This is a genomic window from Draconibacterium sediminis (assembly GCF_000949475.1).
In the GTDB taxonomy this organism is placed as follows: Bacteria; Bacteroidota; Bacteroidia; order Bacteroidales; family Prolixibacteraceae; genus Draconibacterium; species Draconibacterium sediminis.
Window position 1 is genome coordinate 171,708 of the sequence record NZ_JRHC01000004.1, and the last position, 21,759, is coordinate 193,466.

Here is a 21,759-nt window from a genome sequence, read left to right on the forward strand (position 1 = left end):
CTTTTACTAAACACCTTTCAAAACACCCAACACCATCTCTCTTCTTTGGCGTGAGATACTAACCGACGAGCCATCGTTCATTTTTATGTAACCACCGTCGGTTTTGATGTAAGACTTTACTTCGTTCAGGTTAATAAGGTGGGATTGGTGAACACGCAGAAAATTGTAATCGCTCAGCAATTCATCAAATTCTTTGAGTGTTTTGGAGGCAATTATTTTAACTCCGCTTTTTAGGAAAAGGTTGGTGTAATTACCATCGCCTTCGCAGCGAACAATCGAGGAAACCTCAACAAATTCAATTTTATCAGATAGCGGAATGGCTATTTTGGGTGAGCTCAACTTGTTTTTCTGATTATTGAGCATTGTTTTCATTCGAAGGTTATCACTTTTCTCAACCAGGCGTTTCTCCACTTTGTCAACCGCCTGTGTAAGTTCCAGCAAATCTATGGGTTTAAGCAGATAATCGAGGGCGCAGAATTTTACCGCTTTAATTCCATAATGGTCGAATGCTGTTACAAAAATTACTTCAAAATTAATTTGTTCTAAACTTTCCAGCATCGAGAAGCCGTTGCCTCCGGGCATTTCAATATCCAAAAAAACCAAATCGGGTTGTAACTCGCCAATGGCCTTTCTACCTTCTATGGCTGAGCTGCATAGCGCAACCAGTTCTACATTCTTACAGTATTCAGCTAGAATTTTTGCAAGGTTTTCACGGTTGCTTTTTTCGTCTTCTACTATAATGGCTCGTATCTTCATTATTCAACAGGAATTATAAGGGTAACTTTTGTTCCACTTTTGCCTTCCGAAACACTACGGTTTTCGACTTTCAGTTTCATCCGGGTTTTTAATTGTTCGCTCAGCAAATTAATCCTCTTTTCTGCAAATTTCATAGCCAGACCGTTTCCGTTTCCTGTTTTGGCCGGGTCGATTCCCACGCCATCGTCGGAAATTGAGCAAACCAGATCTGTTTCTGACTTCGAAATATCTACCTCAATTATACCCTCTCCTTTGGGAGTGATGCCGTGTATCACGGCATTTTCAACAAAGGGCTGCAGCAGCATTCCGGGGATCTCTTCGGTTTCAGGATCTACATCTTCTTTTACATCAATTTTAAAATTAAAACTCACACGAAGTTGTTCGAGTTCGAGGTAAAGTCGTATCAGTTTCAGCTCGTCAGAAAGGCTGACAAGCTTTTTGTTGGAACTGCTCAATACCATTCGCATTAGTTTGGCAAAGCTCGATAGGTAAAGATTTGCCTTTTCAGTTTTGCCATGGTTCATCAGGTTTTGGATCGATCCCATTGCATTAAAAATAAAATGCGGATTCATTTGCGACCGGATAGCTTTTAGTTCCAGCTCTGATAGTTTTCGGCGCGCCGACTCACGCTTTTTTATACGCCGGTTGTTTATTTTAATAATCGTCCAGGCAATAAGCGCACTCCCGAATAACGCAATTAGCGCCCCTAAAATCATCGCTTTCCTGTTTTCGTGCGATTGGGGTTGGTTCTGGGCTTTAATATATTCGGGAATTACATTATATATATCCCAGCCATTGCTACTTCTGGTTACTATTTTGTTATCGGGAGAAATAACAATCAATCTTCCTGCAAATACTCTAAAAGTATTCCGGTCTTCCCAATACTTTTCGAATGAGCTAATTCCAATGTACGTCGTTTTAAAGTGTTCAGACTTTGGAAACTCTATATTTGTAAAACGTTTATCCCTCTCTTCATTATACACGACTATAAATTCAAGTCCATTTTTCAGGTTTAGCTTTTTTGTCGCAAACGAAATATTTTTAACTAATTGCTCCTTTTCATCTTCGTGCATATAGCCATGGAAAAGAACAACCTTGTATTTTCCGTTATCTCTATCAAAATTTTTGTGTTTTATGAAATTGAGTGGGAAATCCAATAGAGAGGCACCCGGTTCAATTTTTTGGATTTCATTGTAATACTCTTTAATTTCATTCAAAAGAGGTGGATATTTGCAGTTCGCCAGAAACTTATCGTAATTCTCCTGTGCGCTTTTTATACCATTATTTTCCAGGTCTGACAATACAATGTTTTTAAGTGTAAGATATTTAGGATATCCCCAATAAATCACGTCATAAATATCATAATTATCTATATGATTATAAATTCTTGTAAACCACTGATTTGTAGATACAGATTCAAAATCTGGCCTGAAACTATTGTACGTTACATGTGTTAAATACCTTGTGTAATTATCAGGCATTGCATACTTCGCGTAAGTAACAGGCAGAAAAACATAATCATACAATGGATGAATATTCTGAAAAGCTCCTATCTTGTTAATTTCAGAATAATTGGAGGGCATTTCTCTTTTCTCACACCAATAGATGATCCCGTCTGCAGTCCAGTAATAAATAGACATTAACTGCTTTTTGTAGAAGTTGGCACTTAATTCATGTTTAAAACTATCCAAAGTGGTAATGAGTTGTTCCATGTACTCATTCAGAAATTGTATAACGGAATCCATCGAGTTTATTTTTTCCATGCCTTTGGGATAGAGCCGATCATATTTGGGCTCTTTTATCAAGTGCGAAAGATATTCCTGATCTCCCTGGAAATTAGACACTAAACTATTGTAAAGTTCATCGTTATCTGCATCAAAATTAACGCGAAGACTATCATTGGGAGTTGCTATAAACTTTATTTCCCGGGCTCCGAACCTGAGTTTTAACAGTCTTTGTTCTGGTAAATAAAGACTTAAATAATTTTCCCCCTTCTTCGCTCTTTGGCTAAATATCTTTTTGTTTATATCCTGAGGAAAGGAAATTAATGTCGTTTCAAAGATCTCCATTTCTTCCCCGATCAAACTATCAGGAACATTAATTACCACCTGAAAATTATGCTCAGCCGGAAGATTAGATTCTAATATGCGATACTTTTTGTAATCTGCCACATCAATATCTCCACTCGCCGGAAGAGGAATATTATAATCTTGTTTTTGCCAGTCTTTTAAATAACCTTCTATCAAGTATCTCACAAATTTTAAAACGACTGCCTCGCCATAAGTAGCGGATGACATGGACATCCCTTTAATATCTACCATTCGTGAAAACGTAGCATAACTATATACATCAGAATCTGATATGCCAGCATTTAAAAACTGAATAGGATCGTTTCTTAGATTAGCCTCCACCTTAAAAACGATATCCTGAAGATCCACATCATTTTTAACGACCGTTTCGTTTTCAAAATAGGAGTCGTAGTATCTTCCATCTTCAGAAAGATCAAATACTCTTTCAAACCGAAAGTCTAATCTTAAATTCTTATTGGATATTTCGGCTACCTCACATTTTAACGCAAGTTTCTTTAAATCAATCGGAGCACAATAATTGATCGAATCTACCGGAGTGGAATAATCTTCTAATCGATTGGTGAACTCAATCGTAAACCAATCCCCTTTTTTTAATTGGGGAGACTCATCATCGCTGATGATGTTTGAAAAAAGCATTTGGGAACAAATGCAGGTAAAAGTTAGAATTAGGCTGATTTTCTTCATCGCAATAAAATTAATGTTTAACATGATTTTTTTACGACAAATGTGTGACGAATCATACTACAAAAAGGAAGGGAATGATTAAATGGCAGGTTTCAATGAGTATTTCGCTCTTTTTTGCGTTGTAAGGACAAAATCTTATTGAAAATCAATCTCTGAATAACTGGGTAGTGTGATTTAGGGAAAAAGAACAGGCGAACTAGTGTCCGCCTGTTATATCTTATTTATTCGTATTCCTGCACAATTACGCCGGTTAAGCGTAACAGGGATGTTTGTGCGTTGATAAAATTGTATATCGCTTCCAGTTTCCCTTGCGAAGCGCGCAGGTAAATTTCCTGTACATCGCGGAAATTGAACGAGTTAATGGCACCTGCTTCAAACTTGTCGCGCGAAATTTGCAGGTTAAGTTGTGCTGCTGCCAGGTTTTCGTCGGCAACCATCAGCAACTCTTTGCGAACCTGGTAAAATTCGAACAGATTGGCCAGACTATTATCCAGATCATGTTGCATGTCGCTTAGCTGAATTTCAGAAATGTCGCTGTCGATCTCCGCAATTTGTAATGCACGTTTACGGTTTCCTCCGCTAAATAAGTTCCAGCTAAGCGTAAAGTTTCCGTAAAAGTTTGCCGAGTTCGCCCAGTCCATATCTGCATCTCCAATTTTGATTCCGGAGCGTGATCCGGTAACTCCACCTGTAAATCCTAAGGATGGAGAAAAAGAACTTTTTGCCGAAGCAATGGCATTGCTAAGCAGGCGCTGATTAATGTACTGGTTTTGCAAGCTTTTATTGTTTTCAATCATTTGCGCTCTTAAATCAGCCAGTGCGTAATCCTCGGTTATTGCTTCAAATTTATCGGTGTACTCGTAGTCAACAGCTTCTTTTTCGGCCATTAAATAAGCCAGATTTCTTTTCGAGTTTTTATAGGCCACTTCCTGCAGCAGATATCCTGCCCGGTCGGCCAGGTAGGCATTTTGCGCCTGTAAAACATCGTAAGTAACTGCCGATCCGTATTCTCTTTGCTGCTCAGCTTTCTGATACCGGTCTTGCGAAAGTGCCATTACCTCGTTATAAGTTGCCAGAATTTCCTTCTGTAACAAAACATCGTAGTAGGCAAGAATCACCGATTGAATAGTGCCTTCAACCATAACCGCCGTATTGTTTTTCGACAGGTTTTCCAGCTCTTCCAAGCGGGTTTTGGTAATATTCACTGAAAAACCATCAAAAATTGTCCAGTTTACCGAAGCTCCGCCCGATAAGCCAATGGTGGTGGTGTTGTCGCCATCAACTACCCGCAGCGAATTATTGTCGCCCAGCGACAGATTGATGTATGGATAGCGGCCTGCTGTTCCCCAGTTGTTTTCAATCCCGGCAATCCGTTGGTTTTCTTTGGCAATAACAATGTCGTAGTTATTCTCCAAAGCCTTGCTAATGGCATCGGTAAGTGTAAGTGGCTGCTGGGCCTGTGCAAACAAACCCATAGCCATAATTAATAGTAGTGTAATGATCTTATTCATTGGTATCCTCCTCCTCATCTTCTTCGTGATAAATGCTGTTATCGATTTTGCGTTGTGCATTTTGCCATGCAACTTCCACGTGCTCGCGTTCAAATGTTCTGCCGTACCACTGTTCGCGAACAAATTTTCGGATATCGTTCAGCACCAAAATAAGTGCCGGGAAAAACAATAGAATGAACATAGTACCGAAAGCTACTCCATACACCAGCGAAATGGCCATTGGAATAAGGAACTGCGCCTGGAAACTGGTTTCGAGAATAAGCGGATACAGTCCGAAAGCAGTGGTTAGCGTAGTTAAAATAATAGGACGAAGCCGTGATTTTCCGGCCTCAACAATGGCATCTTTTACTTTTAATCCTTCCTCGATAAGAAGGTTGTATTTGGCAAGCAGTACCACCGCATCGTTAACAATTACACCGGTAAGTGCCACGATTCCCCACAAACTTAAAATTGAAAGCGGTTTGCCGTGAATACCGTGTCCCCAAACAGCTCCCAGTATCGATATCGGAATCATAATAATAATGATCATCGGTTGCTCGAACGAACGGAAACTGATCATCAGGATAAAGATAATAGCCAGGAAAGCCATAGGGAAAAGGAAAGCCAGGTCGCTCATGTTTCGTTCACTTTCGCGTTGCTGACCCTGGAAAATTACCGTAATTCCCGGGTAAAGCACTTCCAGTTCGGGTATTACTTCTGCTTTAATCAGATCCAGAGTTTCGGTAACCGAAGCATCCGGATCAACCATGTCGGCATTTACCCTGATTTCGCGTTTTCCGTTAAAACGATTAATGTTTACCGGACCACGTTTCATATCGTAATCAACCAGTTCCATTAATGGGTATTCTCCTTGTGGCGTTTTAACTTTCATTTTTTCCAGCTGACCAATTCGCTCGCGTCCTTCGGCCGGGTAACGCACCCAAATACGAAGTTCATCGCGGCCAACCTGCAGGCGTTGTGCCTGTCCGCCGTAAAATGCCTGGCGCACCTGGCCGGCAATGTATGTTTCGTTCAGGCCAAGCATGTACGCTTTAGGTTTTAGCTGCAAAAGAATTTCCTGTTTACCCAAGGCATTTGAATTAACCACATCTTTTAACTGCGGGTATAACAATAGTCTGTCCATAAGGTAATCGCGTGCAGCTTCCAGCTCTTCTGTATTTCTCGACATTAAACCGATAGAAACCGGGTTTCCAAAACGGTTGCTGGCGCCAATGGTAAATTTTTCTGCTTCGGGAACTTTACCAATTTTCTGATTCAGCCGGCGGATAATTTCATAAGAACTGATTCCTGTTTCTTCCGAGTTTCGTGGCGATACATCAATATTTCCGCAGTGTGCGCCACTTTCATCGCGGCTAAATGCCGATCCCAGATTGATAATGCTGTTTTCGATAATTGGCAGCGTGTCGTTGTATTCGGCCATCATTTCTTCGTTTACCACCCAAACAATGCTGTCGAAACGCTCCAGGTATTCCATGGTTTGGCGTTCGCCGGAACCTGGGGTAAAAGCAATGTTAATGTTAAACGAGTCGAATTCCATTCGCGGGAAAAACGTTGTTTTAATCAGCTGTCCGCCAATTAACCCCAATGTAATTACAATCATTGCCACCGGAATACCTAAAACAATGTAACGCCATTCCAGAACCAGTTTTATAACCCGGTCGTAGGCATAATCGCGCAACCAGGTAAAAAAGCCTTCGGTATATTTTCGTAAGCCTTTTGCTTTTCGGTGTAATGTTTTTCGGTTTAACACTTTTTCGTTTCCGAGGTGAGCCGGAAGAACGAGGAAGGCTTCAATTAACGAAATGAGCAAACTGGCAATTACAATTACTGCCATTTCATACATCATTTCCATACGGCCGGTAATAAAAATTAGCGGCGAGAAAGCCATAACCGTAGTTAATACCGATGAAGTTACAGCTGGAATAACTTCCACTGTTCCGTCAACGGCGGCCCGCATCGGGCTTTTGCCCCGTTCGAAATGCTGGAAGATGTTTTCCCCGATTACAATTCCATCGTCAACCAGGATACCAATAACCAGAATCATTCCAAAAAGTGACATCATGTTAATGGTAACTCCCATTAAATTGGCCACGATAAACATTCCAAGGAACGACGCCGGAATTCCCCAGGCAACCCACAATGAAAGGCGGGTGCTAAGCATGATTCCAAGAATAAGAACGACCAGAATTAATCCCATTCCACCATTGCTGTAAAGCAGGTCGAGACGCGATTTTAATAATTCGAGATACGAACGCGAGTAGATCAATTTAACACCATGTGTTTCAGCATTAAATTCTTCCACATATTCCCGGATATATTGGTCAATCTCGTCAAGATCTTCCGTAATCAGCTTCATTACGTTGATGTTGATCAGCGGATTTCCTTTCTCCAGTGCTTTGTTGGGCACATCCGAGAATTTCATTTTTACCGTGGCAATATCGTTAATCCGAAGCACGCTTCCATCGGGATTGGCACGTAAAATAATGTTGCCAATTTTATTCGGATCAGCACTCCGCGAGCGCAAACGAATCAACAACTCTTCATCTTTCGATCTTAGTTGTCCGCCCGAAACGTCGCGGTTGTTATTGGTAATTGCATTTTGTAAATCGTTGAAAGTTAGCCCGTAGCGCAGTAAGTCTTCCTCCTCTGCTTCAACCGAAATTTCGAGGCTTGGGAAACCTGAGATGGTAACCTGGCTCATAATTCCCGATCCCAGGAAATCTTCTTCCACCTGTTGGGCATACGATTTTAGGGTCATTAAATCAACGTCGCCGGTAACCAGCAAACGTGCTCCCGGCGAGGTAGTCCGTGTTTTGGCCACAATAGGGCGTTCGGCAGCTGTTGGCAGTGCCGAAATTCCGTCAACGGCATTTTTTACTTCAATAAGAGCTTCGTCAATATCGTATCCGGGCTGAATTTCAATTCGTATGCTGGCACTGTTTTCTGCCGATACCGAATTGATTTCGTATATGCCGGGAATTGCGCGGACTGCTTCCTCAACGCGCGAGGTAACCCCTTCTTCCATTTCAACCGGCGATGCACCCGGATAGGCTACACGAACGGTGATCATATGCGATTCGCGCTCGGGGAAGAAAGATTTCTTCATCGAAAGAAAACTTATGCTACCCACCACGATAAGGAAAAGCAGGATCAGGTTGGCGTAAAACGGAAATTTTACAAATAGTTCAACTATCTTCTTCATTGATCTGTCTCCTTTCTCTATTGAGGTTTAGCCTGGTTTCCGTGTTTTGGCTTGTTGTTGCCTTCTTCGCCCAGAATATTAACCGGAGTATTTTCTTTTACATTGATAAGTGGTTCCGAAACCACTTTGCTTCCTGTCGGCAAACCATCAAAAATCAGTGTTGTTTCGTTGCGTTTTATCACGTTTATTTCACGTTTTTTCAGTTCGCCATCGATGACAACATAAACAGTACTTGAATTAAAAACTGCACCGCGTGGGATTTCCATGACATCGGCAATTTTTTGTCCGGGGAAAGTTACTTCGTAAATCTGTCCCGGAAGAACCTTGTCAGAGTCGGCTTGACCCACCTGAACAAAAACGCTAAGTGATTGTGTTTCTGCTTCAACAAAATTTGATTTTCGCACCACCTTGCCGGTAATTTGTGAATCATCGAGATTGGAATGAATAAACACTTTGTCGCCAATTTTTATCCACTCGCTGTCTTCGTTCGGAACAGGCACTTCAATTTCCACATGGTCGGTACGAATCATTCGTGCAATTTGTCCGCCGGTGTTTACATACGATCCGGTTTCGTAATTTACCTGGGTGAATGTTCCGTCGAAAGGCGCATAAAGCGTATGGCGTTTCAATTTTTTCTCATCCTGTTTTATACCGTAATATTCGGTTAGTACGCCCTGGCTGGCTAAAAACACTTTAAGTTTTTCATCTTTTACCACCGGCATTTCAGGTAGTTCGCCATCCAGATCAATGGCTCTGAAAAATGTTTCGTAGGCATTTAGCTGATCCGGAAAATCTACTTTCATGTCGGGCAACAACGATGTCATTGTTGTTAAAAATTTTGCTTTGCGCGCTTTTAAAGCCAACTCTACCTCATCTTTGTAAATTTCGGCAAGCAACTGCCCTTTTTTAAAGGATGTGCCTTTACGAAGAACAACGGCGCCCGGTTCGATTTTTCCTGATGCTTCGGCAACCAGTAATACTTCGCTGCCCGATACGGCGCGGCCTCCCGGAAGCGAAAGTGGCGAAGTAATTTCTGAATAGTTAACTGTTTCCACTTTTACCGATCGTTTCATCTCAACATCGGGCCTTTTGGGTTGCTCCGGTTTCATTGAAACGAACAGTTTTGATAATGCTGCTGCTCCTCCTAACAAAACAATAAGGGCAACAACAATGAACGTAGTCTTTCTCCAACTCATGGCTATTTTATTTTATTTGAATTTATACTCAACATAGGTTTAATGGCGAGCACAAAAATCATTAATTTTTTAATGTAACAAATTTTATTTTGTAAAAACGACACATTAATCGCCTATATTTAACCTCTACCGTCTCAATACAAGTACCTAAAAGACCTTTTTATTAATGCTTGGTTTAATTGAATAATAACTATTTTAGATTAGCAAAAACACAAAAGTATATAAGATGTTTACCAAGAGCAATTTCCGATCGTATAAAAGCTTATTGCCCGGTGTAAAAATGAGGCCACTGGCTTTTGAAGAGCAATCGATTATGTGTGAATTTGAATTACAAAAGGGGAGTGAATTGCCGCCGCACAGCCATCCGTACGAACAAACCGGTTACCTTCTTTCCGGGAGGTTGAATTTTCGTATCGACAATGAGTGGGTAATTGCCGAGCCCGGCGACAGTTGGTGTATCCCCTCAACTATTGAGCACCAGGTTGAAGTGTTGGAAGATGCCAAGGTTTTGGAGGTTTTTACCCCAATTCGTCCCGATTATTTGCCGGATGAAAAAGAAAGGTGAGGAAATTCTAAGATTTTTTGGAAATCAAGTATCATTTTTTGAGGCGAGGGATTGCCTTTGCCGTAATGAAAAACCTAAGTGATAAAATATAGGTATTTGCTTAAAAGAAATGCTAACTTTGCAGGCTTGTTTGCTGGAAGCATAGAAAACAGATGCAAATACTTGAATTTGATACGATTGTAATAGGAAGTGGGCTGGCAGGTTTGTCGGCTGCTTATCACTCTTCAAAATACGGACGCGTTGCGATAGTTACCAAGTCGCAGCTTGATGTCAGTAATTCGTATTATGCGCAGGGAGGAATTGCAGCAGCCATTGCTGAAGAAGATTCGCCTGAACAACATGCACACGACACATTGGTTGCCGGACGTGGTATTTGCGACCACGATGCGGTAGAGGTTTTGGTGAACGAAGGTCGCGAACGTGTTCAGGAACTCATCGATTTGGGTATGCAGTTCGATAAGAAAAACGGCGAATTTGTACTGGGGCTTGAAGGCGGACATACCAAACGACGCATTTTACATGCAGGCGGCGATGCCACCGGAAAAGAATTGACGTTGTTTAAACTGCATCTTATTCAGCAAAAAAAGAATGTAGAGGCTTTTGAGTATGTAGTGGCCGTAAAACTGCTGAAGCACAACAATGCGATTGTCGGGCTTCAGGCTTACGATTTTAAAACCAACGAAAATATCATATTCAAAACCAAAGCCGTAATTGTTGCAACGGGAGGTATGTCGCGGGTTTTTGCCCGGTCAACAAATCCGCACACAGCAACCGGCGATGGAATTGCACTGGCTTACGATGCCGGAGCGCGACTGGCCGACCTCGAATTTGTTCAGTTTCACCCGTCGGCTTTATACCTGCCGGGAAAAGAAGCGTACCTGATTAGCGAAGCAGTTCGTGGCGAAGGCGCGTGGTTGCTGAATTCGAAGGGCGAGCGTTTTATGAAAGATATTCATCCGCTGGCCGAACTGGCACCACGCGATGTGGTTGCCTACAGTATTTTCCGGCAGATTCAAAAATCGGATGAGGAGCATATCTTTTTGTCGTTAAAACATTTGGATAAGGAAAAGATCAGGAACCGCTTTAAGAATATCGACAGGCATTTACGGGAATTTGGTTTCGATTTAACCGAAGATAATTTGCCAATTGCTCCGGCGGCTCACTATATGGTTGGCGGAATCCGTACCAATCTTGATGCCGAAACAAATATCTCGGGACTTTTTGTTTGCGGCGAGGCGGCATCAACCGGAGTGATGGGAGCCAATCGCTTGGCCAGTAATTCCCTGCTCGAATGTTTGGTTTTCGGGAAACGTGCCAGCGAAAAAGCAGCAAAACTGGTGGCCCCGGAGTATTTGCTCGAAAAGCCCGAGCCGGTAACGCTGGATGCCAGTAATGAGCAGCTATTTCTGAAGTACCAGAATGAATTGGCGCAAATTATGTCGAAAAAGCTGGGGATTGTCAGAAACCGGGAAGACCTGGAAGCTGCACTCAGCCGTCTTTCTGAAATTGTTTCAGAATTCGACATCGATCAACACGAATATAATTTAATTAAAATCAGGAACATGTCGCTCATCAGCAAACTCATTGCGCAATCGGCACTGATTCGCGAAGAGAGCCGCGGCGGGCATATCCGGGAAGATTTTCAGAAGGAGAATCCTGATTTTAAAACACATATTATTCAACAAAAAAACAAAAACATTGAGTTTGAACCCATAAGAAAGTAAAGCTATGATGGATGAGAAAACATTAAAATCGGCCGAAGTTCTGTTCGACATGGCGTATGCCGAAGATATTGGCGACGGAGACATAACTACAAATAACCTGATTGATAACAATGTTATAAAAACGGCACAATTTGTTGCTAAAGAAGAGGGTGTTGTTGCCGGTTTAGAGGTGGCAGAAATGGTTTTCAGAAAATTCGACAAAGATCTGGTATGGAATGTATTTATTCCCGACGGATCCCACGTGGTACCGGGCGATGTAATTGCCGAGTTTAAAGGAAACTACCGTGCTTTGTTAAGCGGCGAAAGAAAAGCCCTGAACTTTTTACAGCGTTTATCAGGTATTGCCAGTTATGCCAACCTTTGTATGAAAGAAATTGAAGGTACGAAAGTTGAGATTCTGGATACCCGAAAAACTTTACCCGGATACCGTTACCTCGATAAGTATGCGGTTAGGATGGGAGGCGCTTCGAACCACCGTTTTGGATTGTACGATATGGTAATGATTAAAGACAACCACATTCAGGTGGCCGGAAGCATTACCAAAGCTGTTGAAGCCATTCGTAAGAAAATTCCAAAAAGTATCAAGATCGAGGTGGAAACCACAACCATCGACCAGGTAAAAGAAGCCCTGGCTGCCGATGTTGATATTATCATGCTCGATAATATGCGCTCGTCGATGATGAAAGAGTGTGTTGATATTATCGATCGTCGTGCAAAAATTGAAGCGTCGGGAAATATGACCATCAAACGTATTCGCAAAGTGGCGCATACCGGAGTTGATTATATTTCGATTGGTGCATTAACTCATTCGGTAAAAGCACTCGACATCAGTCAGCGTATAATTGACTAATGAATCTTGTAATAGATATAGGCAATACGCGAACAAAATATTCGGTTTGTACTGAAAACGAGGTGGTAAAAACGGTATCGGTTGATACCTTTTCTACTGCTTTGATCAGTACATTAAAACAAGAATACGAGGGGCTGGATAGTGCAATTCTGTCGTCGGTAAAAGATTATCCCGATGAATTGAAAGTTGCGCTGACCGGGCAGTTCGATCCGTTTATTGAGCTGAACGCCACAACGCCCTTGCCTGTTGAAAACTGTTACGAGTCGAACGAGACATTGGGAAAAGACCGCATTGCGGCGATTGTAGGAGCTTTCGAGCTGTATCCCAAAACAAATGTTTTGGTTATTGATGCCGGAACAGCAATTACCTACGATTTGTTAACCGCCGAAGGTAAATACCTGGGCGGAAATATTTCACCTGGTTTGGAGATGCGCTTTAAGGCATTAAACCAGTTTACTGGAAAACTTCCTAAAGTAGAAAAGGGAGTTATTAAACAACTAATTGGAAAAACAACCGAGCAGGCAATTAGAGCCGGAGTACAACACGGTATGGTATTCGAAGTAGACCATGCAATTACCTCATTTAAGGAAAATTATAATAATTTAAAAGTTATTATGACCGGGGGCGATGCCGAATTTTTTGATAACAAATTAAAAAATTCTTTCTTTGTACACTTTAATTTAACCAGCATTGGTTTAAACCGCATTTTACAACATAATGGGGAGACTAAATAGAGTAAGTTTTTTGATCGCCGGGTTACTGTTTGTCCCGGCTGTATTGTTTGCACAGTTTAATAATAACACCACATCGCCGTATTCGCGTTATGGTCTTGGTGATTTGCAACCCTATTCGCTAGGACGTTCGTCGGCAATGGGAGGAGCAAGCCTTGCAAGCAGATACAAAATGCAGATAAATGCGGCCAACCCCGCCAGTTACACATCGCTTGATTCGCTCAACTTTATTTTTGAGTTTGGTTTGGAAGGCAAATTTGCCAATAACCAAACCGAAAGCACAAGTATGAAGACGAATGATATAAACTTCAAGTATTTTGCCATGAGCTTCCGGATAACCGACTGGGCGGCAACAAGCTTAAGTTTAACACCCTATTCTGACGTAGGTTATTACGTAACATCTACCGCGGACATTGAAAATGTTGGAAACGTTTACAACACATACTACGGAGCGGGAACCATTTCGAATGCCCGCTGGGGAATTGCTATCGAACCCATTAAAAACGTGTCGTTTGGTGCAAACCTGAATTACCGTTTCGGGCAATTAAACCGAAATACGGAAGTAACTTTTGCCGATCCAACATTTTATAATGTACAACGGTATTCAACAGTTCGTATACGCGATTTTGGTTTGGATTTAGGAGCACAGGCAACCCTGCCATTGAAAAATGATAAAAGTTTAACATTTGGATTGGTGTTCGCCAATTCACCTGAATATACCGACTTTGTATCCGATATTATTCAGAAAAACCTGTCGTACGGAGGTGCCCTGGACCAGGATACCTTGAACTATCGCGAAGAAGAGGAGGGAAAGTTGACTTTCCCAATGATGATAGGCGGTGGACTATCGTTGGCCAAAGAAAATGTGTATGAAATAAATGTGGATTATTACCACGAAGGATGGGCCAACGCCGAATTTTTAGGAGGTAAAAGCAATTTCTTGACAGATTTAAATAAATTTGCGATTGGGGCTGAGTGGATTCCGGATAAGTTTTCGATCAGAAGTTTTATTAACCGTGTTGCATATCGCGCCGGTTTGAAATACGAACAAACTTACCATACCTTCGCCGGACAGCACATAAATGACTTTGGCATAAGTTTTGGTGTTGGATTACCACTGTATCGCTCTAACTCAACACTTAATCTAAGTGCCGAGTTCGGGCAAAGAGGAACAAAAGAATATAATTTGGTACTCGAAAAATATGCAAAAGTGAATGTGAGTGTAAGCTTACACGACTTATGGTTTATGCAACGAAAAATTGACTAGAATTCAAAAAAAAGAAAAAACAAATAAAACTCATTATGAAAGCTATTTTACGCATATCTCTTTTAATCGCGGCGGTTGTAATGGTCGGTATTACAGGTGCACAGGCGCAAAGAGTTGTTAAAGGAACTGTTTACATCGACGGAGAACCGGCTGCTGGTATTACTGTTGAAGCCCATAAGGGTGGAGAAATGATGACCAGTTTTGATGGTAAATACGAAGTTGAAGCTGATGAAAAATCAAAATACATCAGGTTTACATTTATCGATGAATCAAAAAAATTAGACATCGAAGGCAAATCAGGCGATGTGTTTGATTTTGCATTTAGCGGAAGTCTTCCTTCTGGCGATGGCGAAAAAGAAGAAACCGGAGAAGTAAACCTAAGCACTTTGGAAGAACTGATGAAAGCTCAGGATAGAGATTTCTTAAACGAGCTTAGTTTGTATGGTGAATTCTTCAAACAAAAAGACTATAAGTCAGCTATTCCACACTGGCAAAAGCTGTATAACAAGTATCCTAAATCTACCATGAACCTGTATATTCACGGTTCTAAGATTTACGAACACCAGATTGAAACTGCCAAAACTGATGCTGAACGCGATAAGTACATTGATTTGTACATGAAATTGTACGACAAACGAATGAAGTACTTTGGCGAGCGTGGTTATGTGCTAGGACGTAAAGGTACATCATGGTTAAAATACAAATTAGACCAGAACAGAGATAAAGCACCTGAAGGTGACGCTTTAAAAGCAATTCATAAGTCGGGTTACGAGTGGTTGTCAGAATCGGTTGAGCTGCAAGGCAACCAAACTGAACCACCTGTACTTCTGTTGTACATGCAAACAACTGTTGCATTGTTCAAGTTGGGTGAACTTCCAAAAGAGCAGGTAGTTAAAAATTACGAAGAGTCGACTGCAATTGCAAATAAAATTGTTGAAGCTAACGAAGATGCAGATAAAGTAAAACTCACTCAGGAAACAGTTATTCCTTATATCGAAAATATTTTCGGAAAATCAGGTGCTGCTGATTGCGAAGCTTTAATTAGCATTTACGAACCTCAGTACCACGATAATTCAAGCGATGCTGATTTTATCAAATCAATGTTACGTCGTTTGGGTAGAGCCGGATGTACTGAAACTGAACTTTTTGGTTTAGCTACCGAACGTTTGTACGAACTTGATCCTTCGGCCGAAGCAGCATTTAACATGGCTCGTCGTTTCCTGAAAAAGGACGATGTTGAAAAAGCACGTGAATACTACCAAATGGCTATTGACCAGGAAACTGATGATAAATTGAAAGCTACTTACCATTACGAGCGCGGTTTGGTTCGTTTTACAAAAGACGGTAACTATGTTGGAGCACGTAACGATGCCAGAAGAGCTCTTGAGTTGGATCCTGATTTATGTGATGCAAACTTGCTGATTGCAAACATCTATGTTGCTGCTTCACAAAAATTTGACGGATCGGCCATGGAGAAATCAGCAGTATTCTGGGTAGCATGCGACTACTTCGCAAAAGCACGTCGCGGCGAAGACTGTGCAATCGATGCAGCAGAAAACCTTAGAAAATACAAAGCTTATTTCCCTAACAAAGAAGAAGCATTTATGGAAGGACTACAGGAAGGTTCTACATATCACGTAGGAGGTTGGATTAATGAAAACACAAAAGTTCGCTTCTAACATATTGCAACTAATAAAATTGTCTCGTATTGCAGTTCCCGTGTTGGGAACTGCAATACTTTTCTTTGCTTGTAAGAAAAACGACATTGATAAGATAAAAGCTTTTAGCTCCCCCGAAAATTTGCCGGTTTTAGAGGCTACAAATTTCGAAACACTCAATACCGACTCTGGTACAGTTCGCTTTTCGCTTAAAGCCCCAAAATTACTTCGCTTCGAAAACGATGGCCAGATGTTTCACGAATTCCCCGAAGGTTTATTGCTTATTGAATACGACGAGAACTATAAAATAACTTCCAGTATTAAGGCAGATTATGCCAAGGAATTTATTAAGGAAGAAAAGTGGGAAGCCAAAAATAATGTGGTAGTTACCAATGAAAAAGGAGACTCGCTAAAAACCGAACACCTTATTTGGGACGAAAAACACGAAACAATCTTTACCGAGGAATATGTGAAGATTATTAGTGCCGACAAAATTATTACCGGAACAGGGTTAACATCGGACCAGAATATGTTAAACTGGAAAATTACAAATCCGAAAGGTGTTATTTATGTTGCGGTAGATAATAAAAACCAGCCCGACCAAACAGAAAACAAAATTGAAAAGCCTAAAGCGGAAATAAACGATCCGGTAATTTCGAAAACACCACCCAAAAAAGCTGTAAACTTTAACTAGCTATTTATGAACCCGTATTTGCTGATTCTGATAACGATCATTCTCTCAGCCTTTTTTTCAGGAATGGAGATTGCTTTTGTGTCAGCGAATAAACTGCGCCTCGAGCTCGATAAACAATCCGATCCGTTTAGCTCAAAATTACTAAGGTTTTTAACCCATAATGGTGGTCAGTATATTGCTACCATGTTGGTTGGCAACAACATTGCGCTTGTGGTTTACGGTATTGCTTTTGCTACTGTTTTAGAGCCGGTTTTGCTCAACTCAATTCAATCCGAATCAGTGGTTTTATTGCTGCAAACCATCATCTCAACATTTGTAATTTTATTGTTTGCCGAATTTTTACCAAAAACCTTATTTCGCATTTTCCCTAATTCGTTGTTAAACGTTTTTGCTTTGCCGCTTGCCTTTTTTTATGTGATCTTTTTCCCGGTAACACGTTTTTCGATGGGCATTACCAACTTTTTACTGCGAAATGTTTTTAAAACCGAACCCGGCAACGAAGATAAAAACAAGGTGTTTCGCAGGATTGATCTTGATGAGTTTATAAATGAGAACGACCGGACAAGTGCAGAACATAAGGAACTTGTTGAAACCGAGATCAAACTGTTTAAGAATGCACTCGATTTCTCGAAAATAAAGCTGCGTGAGGTCATGATTCCGCGCACCGAAATAGCAATGATGGAAACAGGTGCAGCAATAAGCGATTTACGACAAAAATTTGTTGAAACGGGTTATTCCAGGATTCTGATTTACAGCGAAAGTATCGATAATATAATTGGTTATGTGCACTCTTCAATGATGTTTAAGAACCCGCAAACCATCGATCCATTCATCAAAAATGTATTGATTGTGCCCGAAACCATGCCTGCAAATAAATTGCTGAGCACCTTTATTCAGGAGCATCGCAGTATAGCCATTGTTGTTGACGAATTTGGCGGAACAGCCGGAATGGTAACCAGCGAAGATATTCTGGAAGAAATATTTGGCGAAATTGAAGACGAACACGACGTTAAAGGTATTATTGAAAAGAAAATAGGCGATAACGAATTCATCTTCTCAGCACGGGCCGAAATCGATATGCTGAATGAAAAGTATTTCCTCGAACTTCCCGAAAACGAAGAGTTTGAAACACTTGCCGGTTTTATACTTTACAACTACGAAAGTATACCAAAAGTGAACTCGGTTATAAAAATCGAAAAATTTCAGTTTAAAATCCTAAAGGCAACCAATACTAAAATCGAATTGGTGAAACTCAAACTTCTTAACGATTAATCTTGTAAAAACTTAGGGTGGTAAAATGCTGGTAGTCTGCTAATTCCAAGCTTGTTTCGGGCATTGGTAAAAAATATTCGATATTGGAGGTAAAACAGTTAAAATTATTATCTTCGTAGCTCGAAAAATTCAAACGATTTTAGACAAAAAATAACTGTAAATCAATGGCAACGTTACAAAACATTAGAACGAAAGCAGGATTGTTAGTAGCAATTGTAATCGGTTTATCATTGGCAGCGTTCATCCTTGGCGATTTATTGCAAGGAGGTTCGTCGATGTTTCAGAGAAACCGATTAGAAGTTGGAGTAATTGATGGTGAATCAATTCAATATCCTGAATTTCAGCAAGAGGTAGAAGAACTTGGGGAGATATTCAAACAAAACTATGGGCAAAATCAGTTAGATGATAATACCTGGGCACAAGTGCGTGAACAGGCCTGGCAACGTAAAATTGCCGAGATTGTTATGGGTGAAGCCTACGAAGATCTTGGTATTGAAGTTAGCTCAGAAGAGTTATTCGATATGCTTCAGGGAGCAAATCCACACCAAATTGTTCGTCAGATATTCAGCAACCCGCAAACCGGTCAGTTCGATCGTAATTCGGTAGTTCGTTTCCTGAAAAACATGGAAACAGGCTTAATATCGCCTGAAGACCGTGCATCATGGTTAAACATCGAGCAACAAATTGTTGAAGAACGTACACAAAGCAAATACACTTATATGGTGGCAAAAGGTATGTACGTTACAGGCGAGCAGGCTGAGGCCAGTGCAACCGCCGGAAACAAATTGGTTAATTTCGATTACATTGCTTTACCACACAGTAGTGTTGCCGACGAGGATGTTACCGTAACGGAAACAGATCTGAAAGATTATTACAACGCACATAAAGAAGATTACGAAGCAGAAGCCAGCAGAAGAGTTGAATACATTGCATATCCGGTTGAACCATCGGAAAAAGATTTTGCTGACGCTGAAGAGTGGATCACAGATATTAAAGCTGATTTTGAAGAAACTGAGAATACCATTCAGTTTGTTGACACCAACTCGGACATTAGCTTTAACGATGCCTGGGATAAAAAAGACGACCTTCCGGAAGCCGTTGGTAACTGGATTTTCGACGAAGGTGCTGAGGTTGGATCAGTTTACGGTCCTTACAAAGAAGGTGAATCATTTACTTTGGTAAAATTATACAAATCGGAAATGATGCCCGACTCGGTTGAGGCGCGTCATATCTTATTGCAGGTAACCAATCAGGCCGAAGCTATTCTTGCACAGCAATTGGCCGACAGCCTGAAAACAATGATTGAAAATGGTGCTGATTTTGCCGAACTGGCACGTACCAATTCAGATGATCAGGGTTCTGCAATCAACGGTGGCGATTTAGGTTGGTTCCAGCGTGGTCAAATGGTGAAACCTTTCGAAAATGCCGCTTTTAACAATACAACTGATAGTGTTACAATGGTTGCAACACAATTCGGAATTCACCTGGTACAAACTACCAAACGTGGAAAACTTACACGTCAGGTGCAGGTGGCATACCTTACCCGCAATGTTGAGCCAAGTACAAGAACTTACCAGAATGTATATTCTAAAGCAAGCCAGTTTGTAGGTGAAAACCCAACTGCCGAAGCATTTAACACTGCAGTAACTGAGCAAGGCCTTACAAAAAGGGTAGCAAATGTTAGCGAAAATCAGCGTACAATTGTTGGTTTGGAAGATGCCCGTCCGTTAATTAGAGCTGCCTACGAAGCTGAGGTTAATGATATTTTGACTAACAACCAGGATTCACGCATCTTCGAACTGGGCGACAATTTTGTAATTGCCATTTTAGCAAGCAAAACTGAAAAAGGAATTGCTCCTTTCGAAGACGTAAAAGCACGTGTTGAGTTAGCAGTAACAAAGGAGAAAAAAGCTGAATTGTTGGTTGAGAAAGCAGAAGCTGCTTTAAACGGCAATGCAGATTTAGCCGCTGCCGCTACAGCTCTTGATACTGAAGTTCAGACTGCAAATGCAATTAACTTTAACTCGTTCTCGGTTCCCGGAATTGGTCTGGAGCCTGCAGTAATCGGAACAGTTGCAGCACTTGATGTTGACAAAGTATCGGAACCAATTGCAGGAAACAACGGTGTTTATGTTGTAATGCCTACTTCGGTTAGCGAAGGTGCCGGTGTTGATGTAGCAGCCGAGAAAATGCGTTTGGCGCAAACAAACACTTACCGTGTTGGTTCGGAAGTATTTAATGTATTCCGTAACTCGGTAGAAATAGAAGACAAAAGAGCGAAGTTCTATTAGTAGAATAACGCACAACGATAGTTAAAGCCGTTCCTTTATTAGGAGCGGCTTTTTTCTTAGTCGCAAGTCTACACCAGAATTTATAGACTACCCCTGATTGTACCTCTCAACAGGTACCTGGATTTGTGCAGATATGTTTTCATGAAATAAAAAGAAGAAAGCACATTCTATACTATTTTTTAGGAAAAAACGTTAAGTTTGACGATAAACCTTTATAATTCAATGCTATGAGAAATACACTATTGGTCGTTTTGGGCTTGTTGATTCTGTTAATCACTGCCTGTAAAGAAGTTGATAAGAGAACCATCACATCCGATGAAGCCACTGTTTTGGTAATGGAAGCTGCAACTGCTTACAGTATTTATACTTCCACCCAGGAAGAAGGAACCAGTGCCGGTTTTCAATCGGAGGGTATGCTGAAAAGCGCAACAACTACAAACGAAAATTATCCGCAAATTTCTATTGAGCCACTCGATCTTACCACCTGGCCAAAAACCATAACTGTGGATTATGGCCCTGAAAATATTTTGGGATTAGATAACCACGAGCGGAGAGGGAAATTGATTATTACTGCCGATAATTTTCCGGGAGTTAGCGGAGCTGAATGGGAAATCACCTTCGACGATTTTTATCACGACGACTATAAAGTAGAAGGCGTGCAAACCATTGCCTACAGTGGCCCAAATGCCAGCGAACACCCGGTATATACCTGTACCGTAAGCGATGGAGTAATTACTTCACCTAATGGTGAAAGGTTTTATTTCGAGCAACAGACACAGCGCGAATGGATAAGTGGCTACGATACACATATGGTAACAAGTGGTGAAACTTCCGATTTTTGCGATGATAATTTCCAAATAACAGGAACCCACAGTGGAACGAGCTCCGACGGATATGCTTACACCATGTCTACAACATCACCACTGCTGATTAGTAATTGTTGCCGTTGGATTAAAGAAGGAGTGCTGTACATTGGCCTCGAGGATTACGACCTGAGTTGTGAAATTGACTACCGGCCTGCAACGGATACGGGTGACGACTGTAATAATTTGGTCAGTGTTACCGTATTCGGAGAAAGTGTAGCGGTTAATCTGCCATAATAAGATAGTATCTGAAGATTTTTCCCAATCCAGGCTGAAAGTAAGAGACCGGGGCTGTATAAATGATATAAATACAGCCCCGGTTTTTTGCATGATACGCCGATAATGATTGGGGAAGTAAATGGCGAATCGAATTTTTCCCTGTTTAAATTGTGGTGGGCTGTTCGG

15 protein-coding genes are annotated in these 21,759 nt (G+C 41.2%); 10 read left to right on the top strand and 5 right to left on the bottom strand.

Features of this window, described 5'->3' with window-relative positions:
- Window positions 1–6 precede the first annotated feature (6 nt).
- The 5 genes from LH29_RS15145 to LH29_RS15165 form a co-directional block, all read right to left on the bottom strand.
- The gene (locus tag LH29_RS15145) at window positions 7–756 is read right to left on the bottom strand and encodes a LytR/AlgR family response regulator transcription factor (RefSeq protein ID WP_045031334.1); all 750 of its coding nucleotides are present in this window, start codon (window positions 754–756) and stop codon (window positions 7–9) included.
- Entirely contained in the window at window positions 756–3,530 is a 2,775-nt protein-coding gene (locus LH29_RS23920) for a sensor histidine kinase (RefSeq protein WP_198152472.1), read from the bottom strand. Before LH29_RS23920 ends, LH29_RS15145 begins: the two co-directional genes overlap by 1 nt.
- A gap of 221 nt (window positions 3,531–3,751) precedes the next feature.
- On the bottom strand, window positions 3,752–5,059 hold the full coding sequence (locus tag LH29_RS15155; protein WP_232302851.1) for a TolC family protein: 1,308 nt from the start codon (window positions 5,057–5,059) through the stop codon (window positions 3,752–3,754).
- Entirely contained in the window at window positions 5,034–8,243 is a 3,210-nt protein-coding gene (locus tag LH29_RS15160) for an efflux RND transporter permease subunit (protein WP_045031340.1), read from the bottom strand. The genes LH29_RS15155 and LH29_RS15160 overlap by 26 nt, the downstream gene beginning before the upstream one ends.
- A gap of 17 nt (window positions 8,244–8,260) precedes the next feature.
- Window positions 8,261–9,439, bottom strand: coding sequence for an efflux RND transporter periplasmic adaptor subunit (locus LH29_RS15165; protein WP_045031341.1), 1,179 nt, complete (start codon window positions 9,437–9,439; stop codon window positions 8,261–8,263).
- A gap of 226 nt (window positions 9,440–9,665) precedes the next feature.
- Here LH29_RS15165 and LH29_RS15170 point away from each other — a divergent pair, with 226 nt between their 5' ends.
- From LH29_RS15170 to LH29_RS15215, 10 genes are all read left to right on the top strand, one after another.
- Window positions 9,666–10,004 (top strand): cupin domain-containing protein, encoded by a 339-nt coding sequence (locus tag LH29_RS15170; RefSeq protein WP_045031342.1) that lies wholly within the window; start codon window positions 9,666–9,668, stop codon window positions 10,002–10,004.
- Between the two features lie 152 nt (window positions 10,005–10,156).
- Window positions 10,157–11,728, top strand: coding sequence for an L-aspartate oxidase (gene nadB / locus LH29_RS15175; protein WP_045031344.1), 1,572 nt, complete (start codon window positions 10,157–10,159; stop codon window positions 11,726–11,728).
- A 4-nt stretch (window positions 11,729–11,732) separates the two neighbouring features.
- On the top strand, window positions 11,733–12,578 hold the full coding sequence (gene nadC, locus LH29_RS15180) for a carboxylating nicotinate-nucleotide diphosphorylase (protein WP_045031346.1): 846 nt from the start codon (window positions 11,733–11,735) through the stop codon (window positions 12,576–12,578).
- Window positions 12,578–13,312: a type III pantothenate kinase gene (locus LH29_RS15185; RefSeq protein ID WP_045031348.1), complete on the top strand. Its 735-nt coding sequence runs from the start codon at window positions 12,578–12,580 to the stop codon at window positions 13,310–13,312. The genes nadC and LH29_RS15185 overlap by 1 nt, the downstream gene beginning before the upstream one ends.
- Window positions 13,296–14,576: a hypothetical protein gene (locus LH29_RS15190; RefSeq protein ID WP_157493721.1), complete on the top strand. Its 1,281-nt coding sequence runs from the start codon at window positions 13,296–13,298 to the stop codon at window positions 14,574–14,576. Before LH29_RS15185 ends, LH29_RS15190 begins: the two co-directional genes overlap by 17 nt.
- A gap of 35 nt (window positions 14,577–14,611) precedes the next feature.
- Window positions 14,612–16,255, top strand: coding sequence for a tetratricopeptide repeat protein (locus tag LH29_RS15195; protein ID WP_157493722.1), 1,644 nt, complete (start codon window positions 14,612–14,614; stop codon window positions 16,253–16,255).
- 19 nt (window positions 16,256–16,274) lie between these two features.
- The gene (gene lptC, locus LH29_RS15200; protein ID WP_232302852.1) at window positions 16,275–16,928 is read left to right on the top strand and encodes an LPS export ABC transporter periplasmic protein LptC; all 654 of its coding nucleotides are present in this window, start codon (window positions 16,275–16,277) and stop codon (window positions 16,926–16,928) included.
- A 6-nt stretch (window positions 16,929–16,934) separates the two neighbouring features.
- Window positions 16,935–18,200 carry a hemolysin family protein gene (locus LH29_RS15205; protein WP_045031356.1) on the top strand — a complete coding sequence of 422 codons (1,266 nt, stop codon included), beginning with the start codon at window positions 16,935–16,937 and terminating at the stop codon, window positions 18,198–18,200.
- Between the two features lie 164 nt (window positions 18,201–18,364).
- A complete protein-coding gene (locus LH29_RS15210; protein ID WP_045031358.1) occupies window positions 18,365–20,491 on the top strand; it encodes a peptidylprolyl isomerase in 2,127 nt (708 codons plus the stop codon).
- A 227-nt stretch (window positions 20,492–20,718) separates the two neighbouring features.
- Window positions 20,719–21,591, top strand: coding sequence for a hypothetical protein (locus tag LH29_RS15215; RefSeq protein WP_045031359.1), 873 nt, complete (start codon window positions 20,719–20,721; stop codon window positions 21,589–21,591).
- The last annotated feature ends 168 nt before the right edge of the window (window positions 21,592–21,759 follow it).